The 22,882-nt window shown below is 64.6% G+C and carries 24 protein-coding genes; 11 read left to right on the forward strand and 13 right to left on the reverse strand.

Features of this window, described 5'->3' with window-relative positions; all coding sequences use genetic code 11:
- Window positions 1-151 precede the first annotated feature (151 nt).
- Entirely contained in the window at window positions 152-898 is a 747-nt protein-coding gene (locus DDF70_RS02545) for an SDR family NAD(P)-dependent oxidoreductase (RefSeq protein ID WP_114943309.1), read from the forward strand.
- 63 nt (window positions 899-961) lie between these two features.
- On the forward strand, window positions 962-1,837 hold the full coding sequence (yddG, locus tag DDF70_RS02550; protein ID WP_114943615.1) for an aromatic amino acid exporter YddG: 876 nt from the start codon (window positions 962-964) through the stop codon (window positions 1,835-1,837).
- Here yddG and DDF70_RS02555 read toward each other — a convergent pair.
- Together DDF70_RS02555 and gloB are read right to left on the reverse strand one after the other, a co-directional pair.
- Complete coding sequence (locus DDF70_RS02555; RefSeq protein WP_114943310.1) at window positions 1,809-2,573, reverse strand: GNAT family N-acetyltransferase; 765 nt, start codon at window positions 2,571-2,573, stop codon at window positions 1,809-1,811. The two genes, yddG and DDF70_RS02555, sit on opposite strands and share 29 nt — an antisense overlap.
- A 33-nt stretch (window positions 2,574-2,606) precedes the next feature.
- On the reverse strand, window positions 2,607-3,374 hold the full coding sequence (gene gloB, locus DDF70_RS02560; RefSeq protein ID WP_114943311.1) for a hydroxyacylglutathione hydrolase: 768 nt from the start codon (window positions 3,372-3,374) through the stop codon (window positions 2,607-2,609).
- A 115-nt stretch (window positions 3,375-3,489) separates the two neighbouring features.
- Here gloB and DDF70_RS02565 point away from each other — a divergent pair, with 115 nt between their 5' ends.
- From DDF70_RS02565 to DDF70_RS02575, 3 genes are all read left to right on the forward strand, one after another.
- On the forward strand, window positions 3,490-4,284 hold the full coding sequence (locus DDF70_RS02565; protein ID WP_114943312.1) for a class I SAM-dependent methyltransferase: 795 nt from the start codon (window positions 3,490-3,492) through the stop codon (window positions 4,282-4,284).
- An 84-nt stretch (window positions 4,285-4,368) separates the two neighbouring features.
- Entirely contained in the window at window positions 4,369-5,322 is a 954-nt protein-coding gene (locus DDF70_RS02570; protein ID WP_114943313.1) for an acetyl-CoA carboxylase carboxyltransferase subunit alpha, read from the forward strand.
- 255 nt (window positions 5,323-5,577) lie between these two features.
- On the forward strand, window positions 5,578-6,864 hold the full coding sequence (locus DDF70_RS02575; RefSeq protein ID WP_114943314.1) for a L,D-transpeptidase family protein: 1,287 nt from the start codon (window positions 5,578-5,580) through the stop codon (window positions 6,862-6,864).
- 132 nt (window positions 6,865-6,996) lie between these two features.
- Here DDF70_RS02575 and DDF70_RS02580 read toward each other — a convergent pair whose 3' ends face one another.
- The 3 genes from DDF70_RS02580 to DDF70_RS02590 form a co-directional block, all read right to left on the reverse strand.
- A complete protein-coding gene (locus tag DDF70_RS02580; protein WP_114943315.1) occupies window positions 6,997-7,704 on the reverse strand; it encodes a protein phosphatase CheZ in 708 nt (235 codons plus the stop codon).
- 5 nt (window positions 7,705-7,709) lie between these two features.
- A complete protein-coding gene (locus tag DDF70_RS02585) occupies window positions 7,710-8,093 on the reverse strand; it encodes a response regulator (protein ID WP_114943316.1) in 384 nt (127 codons plus the stop codon).
- 180 nt (window positions 8,094-8,273) lie between these two features.
- Window positions 8,274-9,896 carry an ABC-F family ATP-binding cassette domain-containing protein gene (locus DDF70_RS02590; protein ID WP_114943317.1) on the reverse strand — a complete coding sequence of 541 codons (1,623 nt, stop codon included), beginning with the start codon at window positions 9,894-9,896 and terminating at the stop codon, window positions 8,274-8,276.
- Window positions 9,897-10,208: 312 nt separating this feature from the next.
- Here DDF70_RS02590 and DDF70_RS02595 point away from each other — a divergent pair, with 312 nt between their 5' ends.
- Window positions 10,209-10,649, forward strand: coding sequence for a c-type cytochrome (locus tag DDF70_RS02595; RefSeq protein ID WP_114943318.1), 441 nt, complete (start codon window positions 10,209-10,211; stop codon window positions 10,647-10,649).
- A gap of 50 nt (window positions 10,650-10,699) precedes the next feature.
- On the forward strand, window positions 10,700-11,542 hold the full coding sequence (locus DDF70_RS02600; RefSeq protein WP_114943319.1) for a DUF1194 domain-containing protein: 843 nt from the start codon (window positions 10,700-10,702) through the stop codon (window positions 11,540-11,542).
- A gap of 19 nt (window positions 11,543-11,561) precedes the next feature.
- Here DDF70_RS02600 and DDF70_RS02605 read toward each other — a convergent pair whose 3' ends face one another.
- Entirely contained in the window at window positions 11,562-11,984 is a 423-nt protein-coding gene (locus DDF70_RS02605) for a GFA family protein (RefSeq protein ID WP_114943320.1), read from the reverse strand.
- 207 nt (window positions 11,985-12,191) lie between these two features.
- Complete coding sequence (secA, locus tag DDF70_RS02610) at window positions 12,192-15,005, reverse strand: preprotein translocase subunit SecA (protein ID WP_114943321.1); 2,814 nt, start codon at window positions 15,003-15,005, stop codon at window positions 12,192-12,194.
- Between the two features lie 249 nt (window positions 15,006-15,254).
- Here secA and DDF70_RS02615 point away from each other — a divergent pair, with 249 nt between their 5' ends.
- Window positions 15,255-16,160, forward strand: a complete 906-nt coding sequence (locus DDF70_RS02615; RefSeq protein WP_114943322.1) for a peptidylprolyl isomerase — start codon at window positions 15,255-15,257, stop codon at window positions 16,158-16,160.
- Between the two features lie 128 nt (window positions 16,161-16,288).
- Here the strand turns inward: DDF70_RS02615 and DDF70_RS02620 are convergent, their stop codons facing one another.
- The gene (locus DDF70_RS02620; RefSeq protein ID WP_114943323.1) at window positions 16,289-16,501 is read right to left on the reverse strand and encodes a hypothetical protein; all 213 of its coding nucleotides are present in this window, start codon (window positions 16,499-16,501) and stop codon (window positions 16,289-16,291) included.
- A gap of 164 nt (window positions 16,502-16,665) precedes the next feature.
- Between DDF70_RS02620 and argJ the strand changes: the two genes are divergently transcribed.
- Entirely contained in the window at window positions 16,666-17,907 is a 1,242-nt protein-coding gene (gene argJ / locus DDF70_RS02625) for a bifunctional glutamate N-acetyltransferase/amino-acid acetyltransferase ArgJ (protein ID WP_114943324.1), read from the forward strand.
- Window positions 17,908-17,949: 42 nt separating this feature from the next.
- Here argJ and DDF70_RS02630 read toward each other — a convergent pair whose 3' ends face one another.
- Window positions 17,950-18,324, reverse strand: coding sequence for a hypothetical protein (locus DDF70_RS02630; RefSeq protein WP_114943325.1), 375 nt, complete (start codon window positions 18,322-18,324; stop codon window positions 17,950-17,952).
- A gap of 117 nt (window positions 18,325-18,441) precedes the next feature.
- On the opposite strand from DDF70_RS02630, the gene mutT reads away from it, so the two are divergent.
- The gene (gene mutT / locus DDF70_RS02635; RefSeq protein ID WP_114943326.1) at window positions 18,442-18,855 is read left to right on the forward strand and encodes an 8-oxo-dGTP diphosphatase MutT; all 414 of its coding nucleotides are present in this window, start codon (window positions 18,442-18,444) and stop codon (window positions 18,853-18,855) included.
- A 9-nt stretch (window positions 18,856-18,864) separates the two neighbouring features.
- Complete coding sequence (locus tag DDF70_RS02640) at window positions 18,865-19,791, forward strand: DMT family transporter (RefSeq protein ID WP_114943327.1); 927 nt, start codon at window positions 18,865-18,867, stop codon at window positions 19,789-19,791.
- On the opposite strand, the gene DDF70_RS02645 is transcribed toward DDF70_RS02640, so the two are convergent.
- The 4 genes from DDF70_RS02645 to DDF70_RS02660 form a co-directional block, all read right to left on the reverse strand.
- Window positions 19,775-20,209 carry an acyl-CoA thioesterase gene (locus DDF70_RS02645; RefSeq protein ID WP_114943616.1) on the reverse strand — a complete coding sequence of 145 codons (435 nt, stop codon included), beginning with the start codon at window positions 20,207-20,209 and terminating at the stop codon, window positions 19,775-19,777. The two genes, DDF70_RS02640 and DDF70_RS02645, sit on opposite strands and share 17 nt — an antisense overlap.
- Before the next feature lie 8 nt (window positions 20,210-20,217).
- Window positions 20,218-21,366 carry an iron-containing alcohol dehydrogenase gene (locus tag DDF70_RS02650; RefSeq protein ID WP_114943328.1) on the reverse strand — a complete coding sequence of 383 codons (1,149 nt, stop codon included), beginning with the start codon at window positions 21,364-21,366 and terminating at the stop codon, window positions 20,218-20,220.
- Window positions 21,367-21,459: 93 nt separating this feature from the next.
- Window positions 21,460-21,825, reverse strand: coding sequence for a DUF427 domain-containing protein (locus DDF70_RS02655; protein WP_114943329.1), 366 nt, complete (start codon window positions 21,823-21,825; stop codon window positions 21,460-21,462).
- Window positions 21,826-21,903: 78 nt separating this feature from the next.
- Window positions 21,904-22,788 carry a methyltransferase domain-containing protein gene (locus tag DDF70_RS02660; protein ID WP_114943330.1) on the reverse strand — a complete coding sequence of 295 codons (885 nt, stop codon included), beginning with the start codon at window positions 22,786-22,788 and terminating at the stop codon, window positions 21,904-21,906.
- Window positions 22,789-22,882: the final 94 nt, after the last annotated feature.

The raw sequence follows: 22,882 nt of genomic DNA on the forward strand, positions 1-22,882 counted from the left end.
GACGAGGCCGGCTTCGTCACCGGCTCGACCCTGTCCATCAACGGCGGCCAATACATGGCCTGATCCGCCCAGCATCGGTCCCGACCCGGATCTTGAGCCGGGATCCGGACCGATGCGCCGTACCCTGCCTACAACACGGAGAATGTGAGGAATGAACCGCATCGACATGGCGGGCAAAACCGTCGTGATCACGGGAGGGGCTCGCGGCATCGGCTATGCGATCGGCGAGCGCCTCGTGCAATCGGGCGCCCGGGTCGCTATCTGGGATCTCCGCCTCGACGAGTCCCGGACCAGCGCCGCCGCGCTCTCCAAGGACTGCCTCGGCCTGAGCGTCGACGTCGCCGACAGCCTGTCGGTCGAGCACGCCGCGCAGCAGACCCGCGCCGCCTTCGGGCGCATCGACGGCCTGGTGAACGGCGCCGGGATCACGGGACCCGTGAAGCCGCTGGCCGAGTATGCCGTCGAGGAATGGCGCAGCGTCGTCGAAGTCAACCTGACCGGCACCTTCAATTGCTGCCGCTCCATCGTGCCGATCATGCAGGAGAACGATTACGGCCGTATCGTCAACATTTCATCGGTCGCGGGCAAGGAGGGCAACCCGAACCTCGCCGCCTACAGCGCCGCCAAGGCCGGGATCATCGGGCTCACCAAGTCGCTGGGCAAGGAACTGGCCAAGACGGGCATCGCGGTGAACTGCATCACGCCCACCACGGCCAAGACGAAGATCCTCGATTCGCTGACGCCGGAATTCATCGAGTACATGCGCGTCCGCATCCCGCGCGACCGGTTCGCCGAGCTGCACGAGATCGCCGCCATGGTCGTCTGGATGCTCTCCGAGGAGAACTCCTTCACCACGGCCGCCACCTTCGATCTCAGCGGCGGGCGCACGACCTACTAGAATTTCTCGATCGTCCTGTCTCAGCCCTTCGCTTCCCCGGTAAAGACATGGTAGGTGGCGGCCATGACGACTCGCACCGCCACCACCATCGGCCTCATTGCCATCCTGCTCTGGTCCATGCTCGCCCTGTTCACGGCGGCGACGGGCACGATCCCTCCGTTTCAGCTCAATGCCATGACGTTCCTCGTCGGCGGGCTGGTCGGCGTGGGGAGCTGGATCGTGCGGCCTCAGGGTCTCAAGGCCCTGCGTCAGAAGCCCGTCGTCTGGGCCTTGGGCATCGGCGGCCTGTTCGGCTATCACGCGCTCTATTTCGCGGCCCTGCGCTGGGCACCTCCGGCCGAGTCGGGGCTGATCAACTATCTCTGGCCGCTGCTGATCGTGCTGTTCTCTTCACTTCTGCCCGGCGAGCATCTGCGGCGGGCGCATATCGTGGGAGCATTGCTCGGATTTGCCGGCGTCGTCGTGCTGATCGCCGGGCGCGGCGCCTTCGATGCGCGCGCCGAATACATGCCGGGCTATATATGCGCCTTCGTGGCCGCCTTCGTCTGGGCCGGCTATTCGGTGCTCTCCCGTCGTTTCGGCCAGGTGCCGACCGATGCGGTGGCGGGCTTCTGCCTCATGACCTCGCTCCTGAGCCTCGTCTGCCACCTCGCCTTCGAGACCACCGTCTGGCCCGAGACGACGACGCAATGGCTCGCTCTTCTGGCGCTCGGCCTCGGCCCGGTGGGAGCGGCCTTCTATGTGTGGGACATCGGCATGAAGCGCGGCGACATCCGCTTCCTCGGCGTCGCCTCCTATGCGACGCCGGTTCTGTCGACCCTCCTGCTGGTGGTCGCCGGCTACGCGGAGCCGACCCTGACGCTCGTCCTTGCCTGCGGCCTCATCGTGGCCGGGGCGCTCGTTGCTACCCTCACACCGAAGAAGACCGTCCCGGCATGACCCGGTGGGTGTAGCGGTAGGCGGTCTCGAAGCCGAGCGTGCCATAGAGCGCGCGGGCAATCTCGTTTTCCTCGCGCACCTGCAGATAGGCGGTATGCGCTCCCTCCCGGCAGCCCCAGGCCATGAGGCTCGCCACCACGCGGCGGCCCAGGCCGATGCCGCGCAGGTCCGGTGCCACCACGATGTCGTAGAGCCCGATATAGCCGCGCTCCACCACGCCGAGGCCCCAGGCCACCGGCCTCTCGTCGAGGCTGAGCGTGGCATAAGCCGTCTGCTGGCGGATCCGGGAGACGATCCTCATCAGGGTCTCGTCATCGGCCTTGTCGCCGCCATAGGATTCCGCCGCCGCCCGCACCCAGCGTTTCGAAACCTGGGGCTCGAGATTGACCTCCGGGTCCATCTCGCAATCGCCGCTCTTGATCGGAGCCGTGAGGACATGCGTCGGCTCGACATCCTTGAACCCGCGCTCCTTCAGCAGCTCGTCCACCTGAGGCGCTTCCACCCCGTTGAGGCGGAAGGTGGGACGTATATTGGCCTCCACGAAGCGCGCGACCATGTAGTCGAGAAGCTCATCGTCGAGACCGATCTCCGGCCGGAAGGGCGTCGCGGAATTGGCCCGCTTCGAGTAGCCGTTCGCAAGACGGAGAACCCAGCCGTCGTAGAGCTGATAATCGAACGAGGGCCAAGCATTCAGGAGACGGCTCTCGAGTCCGATGATGAGGCTGTGGTCGTTCATAAGTCTGTCGGCTCCTGCAAGGTCATGCCCTCATCAGAACCTGTTCTTCCATTCGCGCAAGGCCTGAAACACCTCCACGGGCGCCGCCCCCTCCTTATGAACGGATTTCGCGAGCGCAGGCTCCCCGGCCCGCAGGAATGGGTTGGTGGCTTTCTCCTGACCGATGGTCGTCGGTACGAGGAAGCGACCCTCCGTCTTGGCTTTCTCCGCTTCCGCCGCCCGCGCCTTCAGGGCTTCGTTGTCCGGATCGGCGGCGAGCGCAAAGCGCGCATTGGACAGCGTGTAGTCATGCCCGCAATAGATCCGCGCCTCGTCCGGCAGGGAAGCGAGACGCTGCAGCGTGGCCCAGAATTCCGCGTAGGTTCCCTCGAACATGCGCCCGCAGCCGAGGGTGAAGAGGGTGTCGCCCGCAAACAGCGCCCGATCGGCTGCGAACCAGTAGGAGACGTGGTCCAGGCAATGGCCCGGCGTTTCCCAGACATGCGCCTGAAGCCCTCCCACATGAACCGTATCGCCCTCCCGCACATAGGCATCGGCGGACGGCACCGCCTCGCGCGCCTTGACCGGAGCCACGACCCGGCAGCCCGTGCGCCGCTTCAGGGGCTCTACGGCCTGAACGTGATCGGCATGGCGGTGCGTGACGATGATGTCCGTGAGTTGCCAGCCGGTCCGGGCGAGAGCCGCCAGGATCGGCCCCTCCTCGGGCGCGTCGACGGCCGCGCAGGCTCCCGTATTGGGATCGTGGATCAGAACACCGATATTATCCTGGAGGCAGAGAAAGGCGTGGATCTGGGCGGACATCGAGGCACCTTGTCTTGATGTGCTCTGAGCTATCATGGAACAGTCGGCCCGTGAAACCAGACCCGGACCCCGCAATCGCTTGCCGGACCGGATCGAGAGGCATCCTGTTGAGGGCATGAGCATCGACATTACCGATCTGCGCGGCTTCTACGCCAGCCCGTTGGGAGCCGTGACGCGCCGATTCGTCGGACGCGCCATCGACCGGTTCTGGGGACCGCTCACGGGCCTGCGCGTGCTCGGCCTCGGCTACGCTCCGCCCTATCTCCTGGCCGTGAAGGATGAAAGCGAGCGGACGCTGGCCTTCATGCCGGCCAACCAGGGCGTGGTGAACTGGCCCAGAACCGGCGCCTCGGCCTCGGCGCTCGTCGATCCGCTCATGATGCCCCTGCCCGATGCCTCCATCGACCGCGTTCTCGTGGTTCATGCCCTGGAGACGGTGGAGAGCCCGAGCGAACTCCTGCACGAGATCTGGCGCATCCTCACACCGGGCGGACGGATCATCCTGGTCGCTCCCAATCGGCGCGGCCTGTGGGCGCGCATGGACACGACGCCTTTCGGCTACGGGCAGCCCTACAGCCGCTCGCAACTCAAAAGCCTCATGCGCCAGACCTGGTTCTCCCCCGAAGGCTGGGCCGAAACCCTTTACGTCCCTCCCTTGCGCAACCGCCTCCTGCTCCAGAGCGCCCAGGCCTGGGAACAGGTCGGCGCCAGGTTCTCGCTGCCGTTCGCGGGCCTTCACATCGTGGAGGCGACGAAGCAGCTCTACCGGCCGGGAGCCGTCCATGCGGTGCGCCGCTCCCGGCGTCTTTCACCGGTTTTCGTCCCGGCTCCAGCGGCTCCCGCCTCGCGAATGGCGCCGCCTTCCTTGATTCCGCCGGGTTTTACAGGAGTAAGACAGGGCTCAACTTGACTTGAGTCCTCCAAAACGCCAGTGTCCGGCCCGCTTCGGCAGGGCTATCCGGTCCACGCCGGCCTTCCATTTTCATAGAGTCTGATGCGCAGTTATCTCGATTTCGAAAAGCCCGTCGCAGAGCTGGAAGCCAAGGTCGAGGAGCTCCGGGCTCTCGGTGAGAACCGGGACGCCGTCTCCATCACCGACGACATCTCCCGCCTGGAGGTCAAGGCCGCCGACGCCCTGAAGGAACTTTATGCCAAGCTCACGCCCTGGCAGAAGACCCTGGTCGCGCGCCATCCCCAGCGTCCGCACTTCGTCGATTACTGCGCCGGTCTCATCACCGAGTTCACTCCGCTCGCTGGCGACCGCAAGTTCGCCGAGGACGAGGCCATCGTCGGCGGCTTCGGCCGCTTCCGCGGTCAGCCCGTCTGCGTGATGGGCCAGGAGAAGGGCCATAACACCGAGACCCGCATCCGGCACAATTTCGGCATGGCCCGTCCCGAGGGCTACCGCAAGGCCGTGCGCCTGATGGAAATGGCCGACCGCTTCAGCCTGCCGGTGATTTCCTTCGTGGACACCGCCGGAGCCTATCCGGGCATCGAAGCGGAGGAGCGCGGACAGGCGGAGGCCATCGCCCGCTCGACCGAGATGCAGCTGTCCCTCGGCGTGCCGAACGTCTCCGTCGTGATCGGCGAAGGCGGATCCGGCGGCGCCATCGCCATCGCCACGGCCAACAAGGTGCTGATGCTGGAGCACGCCATCTACAGCGTGATCTCCCCGGAAGGCGCGGCCTCGATCCTCTGGCGCGATGCGGCCCGAGCCCAGGATGCGGCCACCAACATGAAGATCACGGCCCAGGATCTCCTGCGGCTCGGCATCATCGACGGCATCGTCACGGAACCCGTGGGCGGTGCCCACCGGGATCCGCAGGCGGCCATCCAGGCGACCGGCAACGCCATTGAGGAAGCCCTGCACGACCTCGACAACATGGGCCCGGCCGAGATCCGCGACCACCGCGCCGACAAGTTCCTCAATATCGGCCGCAAGCTCTAATTCGGATTGTCCGATTGTGCGCCCGCCCGGCCTCTCGGGCGGGTTCGCTTGCGGCGCTCCATTACTCCGGAAGAGACATGCGTGTCTCCGATGAGCGGCGCCGAAACCTTTCGCGGCCGGATCTTTTACCTCCGATTCAGCATAACTCCGTTACGGCCCCGCTTGCAGTAAGGACCAGTTAAGGCTAACGATCTAGGGGTTAAAGGGGAACTGACCGGCACAGACGCCGGCAGATCAAAAATTGCGGGGTCCCCCATGATGAAGCGTTTTGCATTGGCCGCGAGCCTGGTGCTCGCGCTTGCTGCCTGTCAGGATGACCAGCTTTCCCGTAGCTCCACACGACACCTCGTGCCGATTCCGCCGGCCACGATGGCGCTGATGTCCACCAAGGGCATGTCCAAGGAAGACCCGATCCTGGTCCGAGCCTATAAGAAGGAATCGGAGCTGGAGATCTGGAAGCGCGGTTCCAACGGGAAGTACGCGCTCCTCAAGACCTATCCCATCTGCCGCTGGTCCGGCCAGCTCGGCCCCAAGACCCGCGAAGGCGACCGTCAGGTGCCGGAAGGCTTCTACACGGTCACCCCGGCCCAGATGAACCCGAACTCGGCCTATTACCTGTCGTTCGATACCGGCTATCCGAACGCCTATGACCGGTCCTTCGGCCGCAACGGCGGCGACATCATGGTTCATGGCGCGTGCTCGTCGCGCGGCTGCTTCGCCATGACGGACCAGAACATCGCCGAGATCTACGCCATCGCCCGCGAGGCCCTTGGCGCGGGTCAGCGGGGCTTCCAGTTCCAGTCCTATCCCTTCCGGATGACGGCCGAGAACCTGGCCAAGCACCGCCTCGACCCGAATATCGGCTTCTGGAAGAACCTGAAGGAAGGCTCCGACACCTTCGACGTGTCGAAGGAGGAGCTGCGCGTGGCGGTCACCAACCACCGCTACGTCTTCAACGCGGACGAAAGCACCATGGCCGCCGTGACGCAGAAGCAGCGGCACGACGAGCAGGAGGTGGCCGAACTGGTCGCCAAGGGCGAAAAGCCGATCAAGCTCGTCTACAACGACGGCGACACGCATGAATCCTTCCGCGCCGCCCTGGCCAGCGCGTCGGGCGTGTCCGACAGCAAGCTCGGTTTCGTGAGCCGCACCGAGGGCATTTCCTCGGGGCCGCAGCAGATCGCGCTCGACGACACCGGCCGCGAGAAGATCGACACGCCGTCGACCGCGCTCGCCTTCGCGTCGATGAAGGAGGTTCCCGCCTCGCAGCCCGAGCCCCGGCAGGCGGCAAGCCGTGTGGCGGTGACGCAGCAGACCGCGCCGGTCGCGACCGCTGCCGCTACGCCTTCCTCGCAGGAGACGCCCTTCTACAAGAAGATGTTCAGCGGCATGACCGACCTGTTCAGCACCTCGGACGCGCAGCCCGTGGCCGAGACGGTCCAGGTCGCTCCGGCTCCCATGAAGGCAGCACCGGCTGTAAAAGCCGTACCCCCGAAGCGGGCGCAGGTTTCCACAGGGGTCAATGTGGCGGCCGCCAACTGAACCTTTTCCCTGTCATAGAAGACGCAAGAGCCCGCCTCACCGGCGGGCTCTTTGTTATGCCATCGGGAGTGCGGAAAGCAAAAAGCCCGGCACCATGGCCGGGCTTCGATTGCATACGCGGGATTGGCCCGTTCAGCCGAACAGGGCGTCGATGGCATCCTGGGAGGTGCGGTTCGGGTCGCCGTCGAGGGCTGGCCCGTTCAGCAGGGCATCGTCCCCTTCCCGTTCCGGCATCTGGAAGGCGTCCACGTCGTTGAAGCTTTCGAGACCGCCCCAGATATGCGCCATCTGGGTCACGCGCTCCTCGATGAACTTCATCGAGTTGACGACCTTGCTGATGCGCTGTCCGGTAATGTCCTGAAAATTGCACGCCTCGAAGATCGTGATCACCTTGTCGGAGATCCGCTGGGCCAATGCGGCGTTATCGCCCGACAGGTGCGAGGAGAGCGTCCCGGAGATCTCGTCGATCTCCTCGGCCGCCGCCAGGATGCTGTTGGTGGCCGCTTCCGTACCGGAGACGACCGCGCCCAATTCATCCGTGACGCTGGTCACCTGCCCGCCTGGCGTATGCGAATGCAGGGTCGCGATCTCCCGCTTCGTGCGCTGGATCGATTCTGTGATGGCGTCGAGCTCTTCCTTGAGCTTGAGCGCCTCGCGCAGATCGGTGCGGATCTGGTCCAGGAGGGCCTTGGAAGCCCCGCTGTTGGGCTCGAGCGCCGCGTGAATGGCCGCCATGCCCCGCATGATCTCCGCATGCCGCCGGGCAGCGATGCTCTCGCGGGACTGAGCCAGGAGGTCCAGGCTCAAAGGGTCGAAGGAAACGGGTGGCGGAAGGCGCATTGCCGCTACTCGCCCAGCACCGCGGCGATCTTCGAGCGCAGGGTCTCTGCGTTGAAGGGCTTCACGATGTAGTTGTTCACACCCGCCTGCTTGGCAGCCACGACGTTCTCGGTCTTGGCCTCGGCGGTGATCATGATGAAGGGAAGCGCGTTCAGCTCCGCGTCGGCGCGAACCTTCTGGAGCAGCTCGAACCCGGTCATCGGCGCCATGTTCCAGTCGGAGATCACGAGCCCGTATTTCTTCTCCTTGAGCTTGCCCAAGGCTTCCGAACCGTCCTTGGCCTCGTCGACATCGGTGAAGCCGATCTGCTTGAGAAGGTTGCGGATGATGCGCAGCATCGTCTGGTAATCGTCGACGATGAGCACCGGGAGGGAGGTATTCAATGCCATGATGTTTCGGCCCGATATGAGAAAGGGTTGCGGATCGGACCCCTCGGCAGGGTCCTGCTCCAAAATGGGTTGTTGTGTCCTTGCCTTATTCACGACGATGCTTGCCTAAAGCTGACGTCCCGACGACGGCAAAAAGCCCGGCACGATGGCCGGGCTTTTCGTTCGTTCTTTCGAGCTGGCTCAGTGGCGCAGGCCAGGAGCCTCCTGGCCGGTGCGCGCCACGTAGTCGGTATAGCCGCCGCCGTATTGGTGAATGCCATCCGGCGTGAGTTCGAGAACCCGGTTGGACAGGGCGGCCAGGAAGTGGCGGTCGTGGGAGACGAAGAGCATGGTGCCTTCGTATTTCGACAGGGCCTCGATCAGCATCTCCTTGGTGGCCATGTCGAGATGGTTCGTCGGCTCGTCGAGAACCAGGAAGTTCGGCGGGTCGTAGAGCATCTTGGCCATGACCAGCCGTGCCTTCTCGCCGCCCGAGAGCACGCGGCATTTCTTCTCCGCGTCGTCGCCGGAAAAGCCGAAGCAGCCGGCCAGCGTGCGCAGGGAGCCCTGCCCGGCCTGGGGGAACGAATCCTCCAGGAACTCGAACACCGTGCGATCGCCTTCGAGGACCTCCATGGCGTGCTGGGCGAAATAGCCCATCTTCACGCTCGCTCCGATCGTGACCGCCCCGTCGTCGGGCGTCGTTGAGCCCGCCACGAGCTTCAGCAGGGTCGACTTGCCGGCCCCGTTGACACCCATGACGCACCAGCGCTCCTTGCGGCGCACGGCGAAATCCAGGCCCTCGTAGATGCTGCGGCTGCCATAGCGCTTATGCACGCCTTTCAGGCTGACCACATCGTCCCCAGAGCGCGGGGCGGGCAGGAACTCGAAGGCCACCGCCTGGCGGCGTTTCGGCGGCTCGACCCGATCGATCTTCTCCAGCTTCTTGACCCGGCTCTGCACCTGGGCCGCATGGGAGGCTCGCGCCTTGAAGCGCTCGATGAACTTGATTTCCTTGGCGAGCATGGCCTGCTGGCGTTCGAACTGGGCCTGCTGCTGCTTCTCGTTGAGCGCCCGCTGCTGCTCGTAGAATTCGTAATCGCCGGAATAGGTCGTGAGCGAGCCGCCGTCGATCTCCATGATCTTGTTCACGATGCGGTTCATGAAGGCGCGGTCGTGCGAGGTCATGAGCAGCGCACCGTCGTAGCCCTTCAGAAACTCCTCCAGCCAGATGATGCTTTCGAGATCGAGGTGGTTGCTCGGCTCGTCGAGGAGCATCACGTCCGGTCGCATCAGGAGGATGCGTCCGAGCGCGACGCGCATCTTCCAGCCACCGGACAGGGCGCCCACGTCGCCGTCCATCATCTCCTGGCTGAAGCCCAGCCCGGCCAACACCTCGCGTGCCCGCCCCTCGAGGGAATAGCCATCCAGCTCCTCGTACCGCGCCTGCACCTCGCCATAACGCTCGATGATGCGGTCGAGATCGTCCGCCTTCTCCGGGTCCACCATGGCGGCTTCCAGCTCCCGCAGCTCGGCCGCCACGGCGCTGACGGGACCTGCGCCCTCCATCACCTCGGCCACGGCGCTGCGTCCGTCCATTTCGCCGACATCCTGGCTGAAATAGCCGATGGTCACGCCGCGATCGACGGAAACCTGTCCCTCGTCGGGCTGCTCCTCCTTGTTGATCATCCGGAAAAGTGTCGTCTTGCCCGCGCCGTTGGGGCCCACGAGACCGACTTTCTCGCCCTTCTGGAGGGTTCCGGAAGCCTCGATGAAGAGGATCCTGTGGCTGTTCTGCTTACTGATGTTCTCGACGCGAATCATGAATCGTCAGGCCTGGCGCATCGTGCGGAGAAAGGGGTCCCGGTCTTCCGCTCCGAACGATGCGCGCTTCAAAGGGGAAAAGAGCATCGAACGGGATCGGGAAGTGAATTCCACTGTCGGGCCCGATGCTCTGGAGGAGTTGCTGCGGCCTTATGGCATGGCTCGCGCCCGGGGGCGAGCACCCAGGCTCGGGCAAAATGTCAGGGGCCCCGGATCGACCCTTCAGCCGAATAGCCGCGTCTAATCCCCTTTTCCAATGGCCTAGTCCGGTGCGCGAAGACATCCTTCGAAGGAGGAGAAAGGTTGCTCGCCATGCGAAGGACCGTCATTGCTGCAGTCACCGTACTGATCGCCAGTGGGCTCGGAGCGCTCGCTCAAGCCAACGACCCGGTCGTCCAGCGCCAGAACCTGATGAAGAACAATCAGGAACAGGTCCGCGCTCTCACCGGCATGGCCCGGGGACAGGCCCCGTTCAATGCGGCTACCGCCCAAGCGGCCTTCCAGCGGATCGCGCAGAACGCACAGCAGATCCCCGGGCTCTTCCCGCCAGACTCGAATCGCGGAAAGACCGCGGCGCTCCCTTCTGTCTGGGAGCGGAAGACGGATTTCGACGCCCGTGCGGCCAAGCTCGAACAGGACGCCAAGGCGGTCCAATCGGGGATCACGGATCAGGCCGGTCTGCAGGCTGCCATCCAGCGGGTCGGCCAGAATTGCGGCGGTTGTCACGAATCCTATCGCCGTAAGGAAAGCTGACGTAACATCCGAAGATTCAAGGGGGCTGGGATCTTCTGAGGGAGATCGCCATGCGGTATCCCAGCGCTTCATGGCTGCTCCCCGTTCTCGTGGCGGGGCTTCTGAGCGTCGCTCCCGCTTGGCAACGGGCTCCCGACGAGGTCGACCTCGCCCTCGTGCTGGCCGTCGACATTTCCCTCTCCATGGACCCGGGCGAGCAGGCCCTGCAGCGGCAGGGCTATGTGGAAGCCTTCCGCTCGGGGATGGTGCACCAGGCCATCCGCAACGGCATGCTGGGGCGCATTGCCGTCACGTATGTGGAATGGGCCGGGGCGCATCCGCCTATCCAGAGCATCGTGGTGCCCTGGACCGTTCTGGACAGTCCAGCGGACGGCCTCGCCTTCGCCGAAAGGCTGGCCGGCGCCCCCATTCGCCGGGGGGCCGGAACATCGATCTCGGAGGCCATCGACTTCAGCCTGGCTCTTTTCTCCTTCGGCCCCTTCCTGCCCGCGCGGCGCGTGATCGACATTTCTGGCGACGGCTTGAACAATCAGGGTCCCTTGGTCACGGAGTCACGCGACAGGGCGGTGGCGCGGGGCGTCACGATCAACGGCCTTCCCATCATGCTCAGTCGGCCCGAGCGGCGGGAGGACACGACATTGGATGTCTATTACCGCGACTGTGTGATCGGCGGCGTGAATGCATTCATGGTGCCGGTGCGAGAGCGCGCGCAATTCCTGACCGAGACGAGAAACAAGATCGTCCGCGAGATTGCCGGCATGTCCGAAACCGGCGGTCTGATTCGGCCCGCAGGAAGCGCACCGAAGACCGATTGCGATACGAGCGAAAGCTTGTGGGACGACATCGCCCCAGCGCCGCATGCCCCAGGCAGCACAGTCGGTCACGAACTATAGCGCGACGGATTACCGGTTCTTACTCGGCCATCGTCTCGCCGGATCCGCCGACTTCGACCGGAAAGTCCTTCATCTTCGGCAGCCCGTCGCGCATGGGCAGCACCGTCTCCGCATAATTGAGGTGGACGGCGGGAACGAAGTCGAGGGTGGGGATGGTCGCGGCGAACACATCGACGAGCCCGATCGTCGGATGGTTGTTCATCAGGTGCCCGCCGCATTTCGAGCAATATTGCCGCTGGCTGAATTCGGTCTTCTGAAAGGTCGCGAGGTGTTCGGCACCGGAGGTGACGCGCACGGCCTCGGGCTTCCACAGGCTGAAGGCATTCACCGGCCCGCCGGACCAGGAGCGGCAGGACCGACAATGGCAATAGCCCATGGCTTCCGGCGACCCGCTGACCTCCACTTGAACGGCACCGCAGAAACAGCTTCCCGCATGAGACATGGTTCTCTCCTTCGTTTCGGAAGCGGCTGTGACCGGCAATCCCGACGAGCATCGTCCGGAGCCGTGGAAGCGTTGGTCCATTCTACCTCTTGCCGCCTGCGAGATCTGCTGGCGCAACGGAGGTAGGAAGGTGGCTCGTAGCCAGGGTCCACCAAAGAAAAAGCCCGCCGATCCGGCGGGCTTTCTCACATCATCTCGGCTCTTTACTTACGCCACGAACTGTCCGTGGCAGTGCTTGAACTTCTTGCCCGAACCGCAGGGACAGGGCTCGTTGCGGCTGACCCGGCCCCAGGTGGAGGGATCATTCGGATCGCGCTGAGCGCCCGTGGCCGGATCGACGGACATTGCCGCGTAGCCAAGAGCTCCGCCCTCGCCGAAGGCCGGGCCCTGGGGCATGTCGAACTCGTTCTCGCCAGTGGCCGGATCGAGATGCTGGGCGAACATGGGCGGAAGGCCCTGCGGCTCCGGCTGCTGGAAGACAACCTGGATGCGCATGAGCTGGCCCGTCACCTGCTCGCGCAGATGGCCGATCAGGCCGTTGAACAGCTCGAAGGCCTCGGACTTGTACTCGTTCAGCGGGTCGCGCTGGGCCAGGCCGCGCCAGCCGATGACCTGACGCAGGTGGTCGAGGGTCACGAGATGCTCGCGCCAGAGGTGATCCAGGCTCTGCAGCAGGACCTGCTTCTCCACGTAGTTCATCACCTCGGACGTGTTGGCCTCGATGCGCTGGGCATAGGCCTCGTCGGCCGCCTTGGTGATGCGCTCGCGGATTTCGTCGTCGGCGATGCCCTCCTCCTTCGCCCACTCCTCGATCGGCAGGTCGAGGTTGAGGAAGTTGAGGGCATTCTGCTTCAGGCCTTCGACGTCCCATTGCTCCGCATAGGCATTCTCCGGGATGGCACGGGAGACGATGTCCTCGATCACGCCGTGACGCATGTCGTCGATGGTGTCGCGAACGCTCTCCTCGGCCATGAACTCCTTGCGCTGCTCGAACACGACCTTGCGCTGGTCGTTCATGACGTTGTCGTATTTCAGGATGTTCTTGCGGATGTCGAAGTTGCGCGCCTCGACCTTCGCCTGCGCCCGCTCGATGGCCTTGTTGATCCACGGGTGGATGATGGCCTCGCCTTCCTTGAGACCGAGCTTCTGCAGCATGCCGTCCATGCGGTCGGAGCCGAAGATGCGCATCAGGTCGTCCTGGAGGGACAGGTAGAACTTGGAGCGGCCCGGGTCGCCCTGGCGGCCGGAGCGCCCGCGCAGCTGGTTGTCGATGCGGCGGGACTCGTGGCGCTCGGTGCCGAGCACGTAGAGGCCGCCGGCGGCGAGCGCGCGCTCCTTGAAGACCACGACCTCGTCGAGGATCTCCTTCTCGCGGCGGGCGCGTTCCTCGCCCTCGACGCCGACAAGCTCGCGCTCGATGCGCATCTTGGCGTTACCGCCGAGCTGGATGTCGGTGCCTCGGCCGGCCATGTTGGTGGCGATCGTGATCGCGCCCGGCACGCCGGCCTGGGCGACGATGAAGGCTTCCTGCTCGTGGAAGCGAGCGTTGAGCACGGCGAAGTGCTTGGTGCCCCGGCCGGCCCGCGCATCGCGGTAGAGGGGTTCGAGCGCCTGCGGGTTCTCGAAGTCGATGAGCTTGTAGCCTTCCTGAATCAGAAGATCGGCCAGATGCTCCGACTTCTCGATGGAGGTGGTGCCGACCAGGATCGGCTGGCCCTTGGCCGAAGCCGCCTCGATATCCCGGATGACCGCCTTGTAGCGCTCCTCCACGGTCCGATAGACCTCGTCGTCGTCGTCGATCCGGGAAACGGGACGATTGGTCGGGATCTCGACCACTTCGAGGTTGTAGATCTCCAGGAACTCGTCGGCCTCGGTGGCGGCCGTGCCGGTCATGCCGCCGAGCTTGTCGTAGAGGCGGAAATAGTTCTGGAACGTGATGGAGGCCAGCGTCTGGTTCTCGGGCTGAACCTGGACTTTCTCCTTGGCCTCGAGCGCCTGGTGCAGGCCTTCCGAATAGCGGCGGCCCTGCATCATGCGGCCGGTGAACTCGTCGATGATCACCACCTCGCCGTTGCGGACGATGTAGTCCTTGTCGCGCTGGAAGAGGGTGTGGGCGCGCAGGGCCTGGTTCATGTGGTGGACCAGGGTGGCGTTCTGGGCGTCGTAGAGGTCGCCTTCCTTCAGCAAGCCGATCTCCCGCAGCAGCGCCTCGATCTTCTCGGTGCCCTCTTCGGTCAACGCTACGGAACGCTGCTTCTCGTCGAGCTCGTAGTCGCTCTTATTCAGGCGCGGGATCACCACGTCGATGGCATTGTAGAGCTCGGAGCGGTCGTCGAGAGGACCCGAGATGATGAGCGGGGTCCGGGCCTCGTCGATGAGGATCGAGTCCACCTCGTCCACGATGGCGAAGTTGTGGCCCCGCTGGACCATCTGCGCCATCTCGTACTTCATGTTGTCGCGAAGGTAGTCGAAGCCGTATTCGTTGTTGGTCCCATAGGTGATGTCGGCCGCATAGGCGGCGGCACGCTCGACGTCGTCGAGGCCGTGGACGATCACCCCGACCGAGAGGCCCAGGAAGCGGTAGATCTGGCCCATCCACTCGGAGTCGCGGCGGGCGAGGTAGTCGTTGACCGTCACCACGTGGACGCCCTTGCCGGCAAGGGCGTTCAGATAGACCGGCAGGGTTGCCACCAGGGTCTTGCCCTCGCCCGTGCGCATTTCGGCGATCGAGCCCTCGTGAAGCACCATGCCGCCGATGAGCTGCACGTCGAAATGCCGCTGGCCGAGGGTGCGCTTGGCCGCCTCGCGGACCGTGGCGAAGGCCGGGACCAGGATGTCGTCCAGGGTCTTGCCGACGGCGAGCTGGGCCTTGAAGTCCTCGGTGCGGGCGCGGAGCTGCTCGTCGGACAGGGCCTCCAGCTCGGCCTCCATCGCGTTGATGGCCGCTACCTTCGGCCGATAGGACTTCAGACGGCGTTCATTGACCGAGCCGAAGATTTTCTTCGCGAGAGAACCGAACATCGAGAGCCTTCGAAATTCCAGAATGCAGGAGAATGGAGCGTTTGCGCCGCCTTATAGACCTAATTACGCCGGAGCGCATCTTAAAGACTATGACTTTAGTAGCGCAGTCTCGAGCGGCCCGGAGGCCCCTAGAAGACCCCGCGAGCGGCGCTGCTGTGACATAAATATGCCATCACTTGCAAACGTAAACACATTCGGCCATCTGATCGTCGCTGTCCGTGGGCGATCACGCTCACCAGAGGAAACCATATGTCTCGCTCACTCACGTTCCGTAAGAGCTTTCTGACCCTCGGCGTCGCCCTGCCGTTCATGGCCGGGGCAGCCCTCGCCCAGACCCCTCCGGCGACCCCTGCCGCGCCTGCGACCTCCCCGGCTGCCGTTCCGGCCGTCGATCCCGCCAAGGTGATCGCCCGCGTCAACGGCGTCGACATCACGGAAGGAGATCTCGCCATCGCGTCCGAGGATCCGGCTCTCCAGATGCCGAACGTGCCCGAGGAGCAGAAGCGCGAACTGCTGACCGGCTACATGATCGACCTGAAGCTCGGCGCGAAGGCCGCCGAGGCGGCCAAGGTCGGCAGCGGTGCCGAATTCGCCCGCAAGCTCGCCTATAACCGGGACAAGACCCTGCTCGACGAATACCTCGACCAGGAATCCAAGAAGGCCGTGACCCCTGAGGCCACCCGCAAGCTCTACGACGAGACGGTCAAGAGCGTCCCGGCCGAGCAGGAGGTCCGCGCCCGCCATATCCTGGTCGAAAACGAGGACGAGGCCAAGAAGATCGCTGCCCGCGTGAAGGGTGGCGAGGACTTCGCCAAGGTGGCCGGAGAGGTTTCGAAGGACCCGGGTTCCAAGACCGATGGCGGCGACCTTGGCTTCTTCACCAAGGACCGCATGGTCGAGCCCTTCGCCGAAGCCGCCTTCAAGCTCGAGCCCGGCCAGATCTCCGATCCGGTGAAGAGCCAGTTCGGCTGGCACGTGATCAAGGTCGAGGAGAAGCGCACCAAGCCCGCTCCGTCCTTCGACGAGACCAAGGACCAGGTCGAGACCTATCTCGCCCGCAAGGCCCAGCAGGACCTGATCATGGGCCTGCGCAAGAACGCCAAGATCGAGCGCCTGGACGACAAAGGCAACCTCGTCGAGCAGAAGCAGCCCTAAGGGTTGGTTCTATGGTTATTCAAAGGGCAGCCTCTAGGCTGCCCTTTTCGTTTCTGGATGATCCCCCGCCACGCCATGGCCGCCTCGTGCCGGTCATGATGTGAGGGAGGTGTGGACCCAAACCAACGTTACTTGTTGTGCCGCCCCATCCGGTTCGGATCGGCTCCGCCCTGGCGGTTCGTCTGGTTTTCCACGTCGCCCTGGAAGGTCGAGCCGCCATCGAGGTCGCGTGGATCCTCGCCGGTCATGTTGGAGCCTTTCGAGCGGCCGATGCCCGGATCGACATCGAGATCGCTGCGTGGGCGCTCCTGGGGTTGAGTCTTGGGGTGTTTGCCCGTCATCAAAGCCTCCGTCGCTTGCAGACCGGGTCAACGAGGACACACTCGCTGCGTTCCGTGTCCGAGGCCGTGACGCCTTTGCAGCTTTGACTTGACAAGAAGCCTTAAAAAACCACAGGTCGCCTTTCCTAAACGGTATTCCATCCGCTCAGCCTGAGACCTTTTGCATGTCCAAGTCCGTGTCTCCCCTCGCGCCCAAATCGTTTCCGGCGCTTCCCGCCATCGACGGCGTCAGGATCGCGACGGCGGAGGCCGGCATCCGATACAAGAACCGGACCGACGTTCTGTATGTGACCCTGCCTAAGGACACGACCGTGGCGGGAGTCTTCACCCGTTCCAAATGCCCTTCGGCGCCTGTCGACTGGTGCCGCAAAAACCTGAGCAAGGGCACGGCCCGGGCGCTTGTGGTCAATTCCGGCAATGCCAATGCCTTCACGGGCAAGAAGGGCGCGGAAGCGGTCAAGCTCACGGCCGACATCGCCGCCGAGGCGGCCGGCTGCCGGGCCTCGCAGGTCTTCATCGCCTCCACGGGCGTGATCGGAGAGCCTCTCGACGCAACGAAGTTCGAGAACGTGCTCACGGCCTGCGAGAAGAAGGCGAAGCCCACGGCCTGGCTCGATGCCGCCAAGGCGATCATGACCACCGACACCTTCCCGAAGGTGGCGACCCGTACGGCTACCATCGGCGGCGTCGAGGTGACGATCAACGGCATCGCCAAGGGTGCCGGCATGATCGCGCCCGATATGGCGACCATGCTTTCCTTCATCTTCACCGATGCGCCCATCGCCGCCCCGGTGCTGCAGGCGCTCCTGAAGAAGGGTGCCGACAAGAGCTTCAACTGCGTGACGGTGGACAGTGATACCTCCACGTCCGACACCCTGCTCTTCTTCGCGACCGGCGCGGCCGCTGCCAAAGGCGCCCCGGCGATTTCCCTGCCGAGTGACCGGCGCCTGAAGGAGTTCCGCGGCGCCCTGGAAAGCCTTCTGGCCGACTTGGCCCAGCAGGTCGCCCGCGATGGTGAAGGCGCACGCAAGTTCGTGACCGTGAAGGTGACCGGCGCCACGGGCGCCACCTCGGCCAAGCGGATCGCCATGGCGATCGCCAATTCACCCCTGGTGAAGACGGCGGTGGCCGGAGAGGATGCCAATTGGGGCCGCGTGGTCATGGCTGTCGGCAAGGCCGGTGAACCCGCCGAGCGTGACAAGCTCGCCATCTGGTTCGGCGACATCCGCGTCGCCGTCAAAGGCGCCCGCGATCCGGAATACGACGAGGCCAAGACCTCCGCCTACATGAAGGGCGACGAGATCACGATCCGCGTCGACCTTGGCCTCGGCCGGGGCGAGGCCACGGCGTGGACCTGCGACCTGACCAAGGCCTATGTGGAGATCAACGGCGATTACAGGAGCTGAGCTCCTGCGCCGGGCGTTCCGTCCCGGCGTACAATCTGTCCGCTAGGGCTGAACCGTGACGATGCGCTTGATCACGATGCGCATGGGGCCACCATATTGGTCCTTGCCGATGAAGGCGTACGAAAACTCGTCGCGCCCCGCATAGCCGGGCTTGGCGATATAGTAGGGCTTCATGTTCTGAACGCCGGCTCGGCCCACTTTCGGCTGCTGGACGATTTGGACGTCTTCCAAAGCGCCGGGAATGCCGTTGATGTTGAATAGGCAGCTCTTTCCGGCATTGACCGTCATGTCTCCCTCCGCCTCGAAGCGTGCCGAATGCAGATAGACGGGCTGAGCCGTGCAAGCGAGGGCGAGATTGGACGAAGCCGAGAAAGCCAGAAGGCCGAAGCCTGCCGCGATGAACTTGCAACTGGACATTGTTAGACGCCTCTTAAGTAACTTAATATAGTTACAACTATGACGTTTCTCTGTCCACCCATGATTGAGTTGCGCGCCCACCTGTGATGAAAGGTTCCTCCTTTCCGGAGACCTGACATGCCTCCCCTCAAGCTCACCCTCGTCGTCGCCGTCGCCCTGATCGACACGGACAACCGGATCCTCCTGGCGCAGCGGCCTGAAGGAAAGCAGCTCGCCGGCCTCTGGGAGTTTCCCGGCGGCAAGGTGGAGCCGGGCGAGCGACCCGAGGAGACGCTGATCCGTGAGCTGCGCGAGGAGCTCGGCATTGCCGTGAAGGAGCCCTGCCTTGCGCCGCTGACCTTCGCGAGCCATCCGTACGAGACCTTCCACCTGCTCATGCCGCTCTACATTTGCCGGCGCTGGGAGGGTTTCGTGCAGCCCCTCGAAGGCCAGGCCCTGAAATGGGTCAAGGCCCAGGAGCTGCGCAGCTATCCGATGCCGCCGGCCGACGAGCCGCTGATCCCGTTCCTGGTCGATCTTCTCGGATCCTGAAGACTGCCCATGTCCTCCCAGGATATCGGAGCGGTCGCCGCGCCATCTGCTCCCACCGCCGCCTTCGTCGCCTCGAACCTGCTGATCTGCTCGTTTCTGTGGGGCAGCTCGTTGGTGCTCGTGAAGCTGAGCGGAAACTTGAACCCCTTCGTACTCGCCGCCACGCGCGGCCTGATCGGGACCGCATCCCTGGCCCTGTGGTTCGTCCTTCAGGGCAAGAGCATCCTGCCCCGGCGCCGCGAATGGCGCATCTGGGCCGTTCTCGGAACGCTGAACGGCTGGCTCCCGAACGTGCTGCTGGCCTATGCCCTGACGCGGATGCCTACCGCGCCTGCCGCCATGATCCAGGCCTCGTCGCCGCTGATCGTCGCCGTTCTGTCCCATCTGCTGTTTGCCGATGAGCGGCTGACGCCGCAGCGCTTCGTCGGCGTTCTGATCGGCTTCCTCGGCATGGGAATCCTGATCGGCCCCGCTGCCTTGCCGAACAGCGGCATCGATGCCATGGGCGTATTCGTCATGGTGGCTGTCGCCTGCAGCTACGCGGCGGCGAACATCTATGTACGCACCGTCAGGCAGGTGGAACCGGCGCGGATGGCGCTCGGCCAGCAGGTCTGCTCCGGTTTTGCCGCGACGATTCTGGCGCTCGTCTTCGTGGGCCCCTCGGCCTTCGCGCCCATACCATCGCATTGGGCTCCGCTGCTCGCACTCGGCGCCCTGTCCACGGCTCTGCCGATCCTGCTCTTCATGCACCTGATCCGCCGCACCGGTCCGACCCGCGCCTCGATGGTGGGCTATCTCTCGCCGGTCTGGACCACCATCATGGCGGTGCTGTTTCTCAACGAGAGCATCGGCCTGCGCGAGCTCACCGGGGGCGCCGTGGTGCTGGCGGGCGTGGCGCTCGTGTCCTTCAGCGGACGGCTCAAAGCAATTCGCTGAGCACGGTCCGTGTCTCGGACGGGATCTCCACGGGACGCTGGGTGGCGCGGTCCACATAGACATGAACGAAATGGCCTTGAGCCGCCGCCTGCTCGGCGCCGCTCCTGAAGATCCCGATGCGATAGCGCACCGAGGAACGGCCGAGATGCGCGACGGCGATGCCCGCCTCCAGCGCCTCGGGAAAGGCGACGCTCTCGAAATAGGTGCAGCCCGATTCCACCACGAGGCCGATGACGGGGCTCTCGGCGATGGCAAGCAGGCCTTTCTCGACGAGCCATCCATTCACGGCGCTGTCGAAATACGAGTAGTAATGCACGTTGTTCACGTGCCCGTAGGCATCGTTGTCCATCCAGCGTGTCGCGACGGGTCGGAAGAGCCTGAAGGCGGAGCGGTCTGGGCGCGTCGGGCGGTCTGACATGCGGATCGTCACCAAGCCGCCTCATAGATGGCGCGCGCATCCTCGAAGGTGAGCGGGCGCGGATTGTTCACGAGAAGCCGCGTCTGCTTCATGGCATCCTCGGCCATCATCGGCACGGCCTCCTGCGGAATCCCCACGTCGCGCAGGCGGGGCTGAAGGCCGACTTTCCCGCACAAGGCGGCGAGCGCTTCCACGAAAGCCGCACCGGTCGCACCATCGTCGAGTTCCGGAAACGCGTAGGGCGCAAGCTCCGCGTAAGATCCCTCGCAGGCGCTCGCGTTGAAGCGCAGCACATGCGGCAGAACGAGGGCATTGGAGAGCCCGTGCGGCACACCGAAATGCCCGCCGATGGGATAGGCAAGCGCGTGAACGGCGGCCACAGGCGAATTGGCGAAGGCCTGCCCGGCAAGCATGGAGCCGAGCAGCATGGCCGAGCGGGCCTCGATGTCGTGGCCGTGATGCACGGCGCGCTCGATGTTGCGGCCGAGCAGGCGCAGGGCCTCCTTCGCCAATGCCTGCGAGATCGGATTGTTGTTGGGGCTCGTCGAGGTATAGGCCTCGATGGCATGAACCATCGCGTCGATGCCGGTGGCCGCCGTCACGTGGGGCGGCAGGTTCACGGTGAGATCCGGATCGAGCAGCGCGATGTCGGGAATGATGATCGGTGAGACCACGCCCTTCTTCTCGTGCGCGCCGGTGGTCACGATGGAGATCGGCGTCACCTCCGATCCCGTTCCGGCCGTCGTGGGAATGGCGAGGAGCGGCAGCCGGGGTCCCTTTGCGATGCCGACGCCGTAGATTTCGGAAAGTCTTTCGTCACTCGCCGCGAGAAGCGCCACGAGCTTCGCCACATCGATGGACGAACCACCGCCGAACCCGATCACGGCTCGCGCCTCGAAATCCCTGGCTCTCGCCACGGCTGCGAAGACGACGTCCTCGGGCGGATCGGCCACCACCGCATCGAAGACATCGACCGCGATCCCCGCCTCCTCCAGCACCTGGAGGGCGGGCGCGATCAGCCCGGCTTTCACGAGCCCCGCATCGGTCACCACGAGCACGCGCGGTCCAAGACGCTGGGCGGCGATTTCGCCCAGGCGCGCGATGCTGCCGGAGCCGACGACGAGGGAGGGCGCAGTGTTGAAGGTAAACGGCGACATGGACTATCCCGCAATGGGCTCGTTTGCACCGGAGATTGCCCCGCGCTTGGCGGGCCAGCAACCCGCCTCCGCTTCAGCCATTAGGAGAAGGGGCTAATCCTGGAATTCCTCGATGGCATCGACCTTTTCTGGATAGAAGGCCAGGTGCTCCTTGATGTCAGCCACGGCGGGAGCAGGCTCCTCGTAGCTCCAGGCCGCATTCTCCCGCACGAGCCCGCCGCCGTTCACGGTGAAATAGGAGGCGTCACCCTTATAGGGGCAATGGGTCCTGTGCTCGGTGGAATCCAGAAGATCCATCCGCACGTCCTCGCGGGGGATGTAGTGCACGGGCGGAAGGGTGGCCTCTCGCAGAGTCAGGCCTTTTGTCGTCTCGGCGATGATGAAGCCGCCGAGCATGACCCGGATGCGGTGCGGGTTCTTCGTGATGGTGATCGGATGATCCGGGCCGGGCTCTTTCATGGGGTCACTGCTTTCCAGAGAGGTCTTCTCAAACACCAAGATAGGGCAACCCGGTTGCAGCCCAAGGCGGGATGAGAATCACTTCTCGCCGAGCCGGCGCGTGGGAGCTCCTTCCTTCACCCCCAGCGCATCGGCCAGACGCGTCTTGGCGGAGCCGGGACGCAGGGGCTTCTGCTGGCTTTCATGCGGGGTCCAGCCGGAGAGCCAGACGATCTCGAAGGTTGCCGGAATGCGGCCATCCGCGTCGCCGAAGCGCTCCGCATAAATTTCGGCCGCCCGCATCAGGGTCGCGCGCCGCATCGGCGTTTTCCGGCGATCATGCAGGGCATTGGTCAACCCCATCCGACGCAGATCCCGCATAAGGGCGAAGGCATTGGCATAGCGCACCCGGACCGTGTCCGTATCAGTGACCGGGAGGGCAAAGCCTGCGCGCTGCAGCAGGCCGCCGATGTCGCGCAGGTCGGCGAAGGGCGCCACGCGGGGGCTCACGCCGCCCTCGACCTCCGCTTCGGCCTGGGTCAGGGACTGGCGCAGCTCCGTCAGGGTCGAGCCGCCCAGAAGCGCCCCGATGAAGAGCCCATCGGCTTTCAGCGCCCGGCGGATCTGAATGAGGGACCCTGGCAGATCGTTGACGCCGTGCAGGGCCAAGAGCGACACCGCGAGGTCGAAGCGTTCACCCGAGAACGGCAGGCGCTCTTCGTCTCCGAGAATGCTGCCCCGCTCCGGCACTGGGGACAGGCGAACGACGGTCTCCACGTGCCCGCTCCGGCGCAGGGCGTCGGCGGCGATGGAGGTCGGCGTGCCGACATCAAGCGCGAGTGCGAAGCTCCGCAGTACCGTGGAAAGCCGCTCCTCCAGATCCTCGACGGCGCGAACCAGAAGAAAATCCGCATAGCCCTGCTCAAGTGCACGGGCGAGGCGGCGGCGGACGAGGGGGCGGTCGAAGACGAGGGGCGTGGTCATGAGGCGCTCGATATGGCGTGTGCGGGGCCAAGAACCAAGGATTTTTTGAGTAGGACGCGTCTTCTCGCCCTCATGCGGAGAGGGATTGAGCGTG

Source organism: Microvirga calopogonii (assembly GCF_003347665.1).
Classification (GTDB): domain Bacteria; phylum Pseudomonadota; class Alphaproteobacteria; order Rhizobiales; family Beijerinckiaceae; genus Microvirga; species Microvirga calopogonii.